The organism is Deltaproteobacteria bacterium (assembly GCA_020845775.1).
Taxonomy (GTDB): Bacteria; Bdellovibrionota_C; UBA2361; order SZUA-149; family JADLFC01; genus JADLFC01.
Window position 1 is genome coordinate 1 of sequence record JADLFC010000160.1, and the last position, 4,544, is coordinate 4,544.

Here is a 4,544-nt window from a genome sequence, read left to right on the forward strand (position 1 = left end):
ACCTCTCCATCCAATCCAGGAAGAATGGCCTCTGTTACTAATCCACTAAATAATTCGCCGCGCGGCGTACAAATCCTAAGCTGAAATTGTGGCGACACCATCTACGTATAATCTCCGCCGAAGCTAATAAATGTTAACCTGTCCACTTACGCCGCTTTCTTAGCCATTCTGTTCGCTTTCTCTCGAGCCTCCTCGATCGACCCAACCAAATAAAAAGCCTGCTCTGGCAAATCGTCGTGCTTGCCTTCCACTAGCTCCTTAAAACCCCGAATGGAATCTTCTAGCTTTACATATTTACCCTCTAACCCAGTAAATTGAGAGGCAACAAAAAATGGCTGCGAAAGAAATCGTTGAATTTTTCTAGCTCTCTCCACTACTAGCTTGTCGTCGGGCGAAAGTTCATCCATTCCGAGGATGGCTATGATGTCTTGCAAATCTTTATACCTTTGCAAAATTCCCTGCACCTGACGCGCTACCGAGTAATGTTCCTCGCCAATAATAGCCGGATCGAGAATTGTAGAAGTAGAGTCCAGCGGATCCACGGCTGGATAAATTCCCTGCTCTGCTATCGAACGCGACAACACCGTAGTAGCATCGAGATGAGCGAATGTTGTCGCGGGAGCCGGATCCGTTAAATCGTCTGCTGGCACGTAAATGGCCTGCACAGAAGTAATTGAGCCGTTTTTAGTAGACGTAATGCGCTCCTGCAATTCTCCAACGTCTGTAGCAAGCGTTGGCTGATAGCCTACGGCCGAAGGCATGCGCCCCAAAAGCGCCGATACTTCAGAACCAGCTTGCACGAAGCGAAATATATTATCTACAAACAACAAAACATCTCGGCCTTCCTGATCGCGAAAATATTCCGCAGCCGTCAGAGCACTTAGCCCAACGCGAAAACGCGCGCCTGGTGGTTCATTCATTTGACCATAAATCAAAGCGGCTTTATCCAACACTCCGCTTTCCTTCATCTCCATCCATAAGTCATTCCCTTCTCGCGTGCGCTCACCTACGCCCGCAAAGACTGAATAACCGCCGTGAGCCTTAGCCACGTTATTGATGAGCTCCATGATAACGACCGTCTTGCCCACGCCCGCTCCACCAAAAAGGCCTATTTTTCCACCTTTTACGTATGGCGCGAGTAGATCGATTACCTTAATGCCAGTCTCAAATATCTCCTTAGATGTCGCCTGATCTTCAAACTTAGGCGCTACTCTGTGAATCGGCCAATATACATCCGTCTTAACTGGCCCAGCCTCATCCACCGGCCTTCCCACTACGTCTATAATTCTTCCTAAACTACCCTGTCCAACCGGCACTTTAATCGGGCCACCAGTATCTTTTACCAAACCTCCTCTCACCAAACCGTCAGTAGAATCCATGGCGATACATCGAACCATGTTATCGCCTATGTGCAAGCCGACTTCTACTGTAAGATTGTCTTCTGTGTCGTCTATTGCTGAATTTGTAATCTTTAAGGCGTGATGTATCCCTGGCAAACCTACGCCTTCATCAAACGCCACGTCTATAACAGGGCCCATGATTTGAACTATTCGACCAACGCGATTTTCAAAAGAATTATTTACATCCATATCAGCTCATTCCTTTAAACTAATTACTGAATTGCCTCAGCTCCACCAACTATATCTATGAGTTCCCTAGTAATAGTGCTCTGTCTAGCGCGGTTGTAATAGAGTTTTAGCTTATCTATTAGATCGCTCGCATTGCTAGTTGCCGAATCCATAGCGGTCATGCGCGACGCATTTTCACTAGCCTTAGCCTCCAGCCCTGCCTGCAAAAGCCGAGTCCTAACCAACATTGGAACTAATTCGCTTAAAATTACTCCTGGCTCCGGGCTATACCCCACAGGAGAGATGAGCAACTGCGAATCGAGCTTTTCTTCCGCTGTATTTGCGCGACTTACGTTACCACTACCTAAAACAGTTTCGCCCGCCGCCGAATGAAGAACATCAAAGGGCAACAATACTTTTCGTACGACTATTTGCTTAAGCGCGGAGACGAATTTAGTGTAATACAGAACTACCTCCTGACATCTTCCAGCAATGTAGTCGCCAATTATAGCGCGGCTCATTTCCTCAAACGGCCAAAGCGCGGCGTTTTCAGGAAGGTTCTCGTGCGTGCTAATTACATTCCGGCCCAGCCGAGCTAATGTGCTTACACTCCTCTTGCCAATAGCTACAAACTCGGTCGTCACTCCCGAATCTAGCTCCTGTGCCTCTACCGCCTTTATGACATTGGCGTTATATCCACCACAAAGACCCCTATCGCCAGAAATTACAATTACGCGGCGCACATCTACGCTTTCGGCTTTTTCTAAAAGCGGATGAGTAAATTCACCGCTTAGATCCGCCACCAGTGTATTAACTATGCCATTTAGCCGGTCGCTATAAGCTCTACCACCTTGAGCAGCATCCTGGGCGCGCTTTAGTTTCGCCGCAGCAACTAACTTCATCGCCCTGGTTATTTGGCGCGTATTGTTTACCGAAGTAATGCGCCTGCGAATTTCCTTTAATCCAGCCACCTTTATTGCCCCGCGTTAATTGCCAGCTCGACTTTCTTCCTGCACTACTTGTCGTGGCGTATCACTTACATCGCCTTGGGAGCGGGCACCTAGTTTCGTCGATTTGTCGCCGCTTGCGATAAAATCTCTTGTAAACTCATCCAATGCTTTGCCTAACTCTGCAGCGTGCTCATCCGACATTGCTCCGCTTTGTTTTATGGCAGCAATACTCTTTGGACAATTGGCTAACAGAAACTCGTGCATAGCAGATTCATAAGCCCTTACCTGAGAAACTTCTAGCTTATCGAGAAATCCATTGTTTGCTGCAAAAATAGACAACACTTGCAACTCAACTGGCATTGGTCGGTACTGTGGCTGTTTAAGAATTTCAACCAAACGCTCGCCGCGATCCAACTGAGCTTTTGTCGACGCATCGAGGTCCGAACCAAACTGCGCAAATGCCTGCTTTTCTCGATACTGCGCTAAGTCCAGGCGAAGCGTTCCAGCAACTTTTTTCATCGCCTTTATTTGCGCCGAACCGCCAACGCGAGAAACCGAAAGACCTACGTTAATTGCCGGCCTAACGCCCGAATAAAACAAATCTGATTCTAAGTAGATTTGACCATCCGTAATAGAAATCACGTTAGTAGGAATATAGGCGGAAACGTCCCCCGCCTGCGTTTCAATTATGGGAAGTGCCGTTAAAGAGCCGCCCCCCAGCGCATCGCTTAACTTAGCAGCCCGCTCTAGCAATCGAGAGTGCAGGTAAAACACGTCTCCTGGATAGGCTTCTCGACCCGGTGGCCTTCTTAGCAAGAGCGAAATTGCGCGATAAGCCACTGCGTGCTTTGAGAGATCATCGTAAATGATCAATGCATGCTTGCCGTTATCGCGGAAATACTCCCCCATGGTGCAACCAGAATACGGAGCAATAAAAGAAAGCGGCGCTGGCTCACTAGCCGTAGCTGCAACGATAATGGTGTGATCCATCGCGCCATATTCTTTTAGCTTGCCAACTACTTGAGCAACGCTAGATCTCTTTTGCCCAATGGCTACATAAATGCAAATTACGCCAGTGTCTTTTTGATTGATAATAGTATCTATAGCAACAGCAGTTTTTCCGGTCTGGCGATCGCCAATGATTAGCTCGCGCTGGCCTCTTCCAACTGGAACCATGGAGTCAATAGCTTTAAGGCCAGTTTGTAGCGGCTGATGAACCGACTTTCGCTGCACGATACCTGGAGCCTTTATCTCAATTCTCATACTTGCTTCCGCATCAATAGGGCCCAGTCCATCAATAGGATTGCCCAATGCATCGACTACACGGCCTACAAGTGCCTCGCCCACTGGAACTTCAGCAATTTTACCAGTGCGCTTTACGATAGCTCCTTCCTTAACCAACGACGCTTCACCCATCAACACGGCACCAACGTTGTCTTCTTCGAGGTTGAGCGCCAAACCACTTATACCCCCGGGGAATGCCAATAACTCGCCGGCTGCTACGTTTTGCAATCCGTGGATGCGAGCAATGCCATCTCCCACAGAAATCACTGATCCGACTTCCGCAAGCTCCGTCGCCGCCTCATATCCTCTTATTTGCTCTTGAAGTATTCTGCTTATTTCCTGAGCCTTAATCTTCATTTACGTAAACTACTCCCTATTCACTCTATTACTCGCTCAATAAAAACATTGCACTTGTGGTTTTACTTAACAGCAGCTCCCATCAGCGCGTTCTCCATCCGACTCAACTGACCCGCCAAAGAGCCGTCAATGACGCGCCCACCGTAATTTACGACTAAACCACCTAATAGCTCCGCGTTAATATTCCAAGTAAAACTTGCGGCACCACTTATTTTCTGGCTTAGTTTCCGCTCTATGTCAGCCTTCTCCTCCCCACTTACATCTCGAGCTGTAGAAACCTCCACCTGAACTCTTCCCAATCGATCATCCGCTAACTCAGTAAAACTAACTGCTATATCGGGCAGTATGCTAATTCTTTCCCGTTCAAAGACAGTTCTTATGAACT

The 4,544-nt window shown here is 47.8% G+C and carries 4 protein-coding genes; all 4 read right to left on the bottom strand.

The window, feature by feature from the left end:
* Positions 1–146: 146 nt before the first annotated feature.
* Complete coding sequence (gene atpD, locus IT291_10390) at positions 147–1,589, bottom strand: F0F1 ATP synthase subunit beta (GenBank protein MCC6221635.1); 1,443 nt, start codon at positions 1,587–1,589, stop codon at positions 147–149.
* 23 nt (positions 1,590–1,612) lie between these two features.
* Positions 1,613–2,539 (bottom strand): ATP synthase F1 subunit gamma, encoded by a 927-nt coding sequence (gene atpG / locus IT291_10395; protein MCC6221636.1) that lies wholly within the window; start codon positions 2,537–2,539, stop codon positions 1,613–1,615.
* 15 nt (positions 2,540–2,554) lie between these two features.
* A complete protein-coding gene (locus tag IT291_10400; GenBank protein MCC6221637.1) occupies positions 2,555–4,159 on the bottom strand; it encodes a F0F1 ATP synthase subunit alpha in 1,605 nt (534 codons plus the stop codon).
* A gap of 62 nt (positions 4,160–4,221) precedes the next feature.
* The coding region (gene atpH, locus IT291_10405) for an ATP synthase F1 subunit delta (protein MCC6221638.1) at positions 4,222–4,544 on the bottom strand (323 nt) is incomplete at its 5' end.

What these genes read in the sequence shown, in the direction of transcription:
- atpD (MCC6221635.1), bottom strand. Translation starts at nt 1,589, where the DNA reads ATGGATGTAAATAATTCTTTTGAAAATCGCGTTGGTCGAATAGTTCAA.
- IT291_10400 (MCC6221637.1), bottom strand. Translation starts at nt 4,159, where the DNA reads ATGAAGATTAAGGCTCAGGAAATAAGCAGAATACTTCAAGAGCAAATA.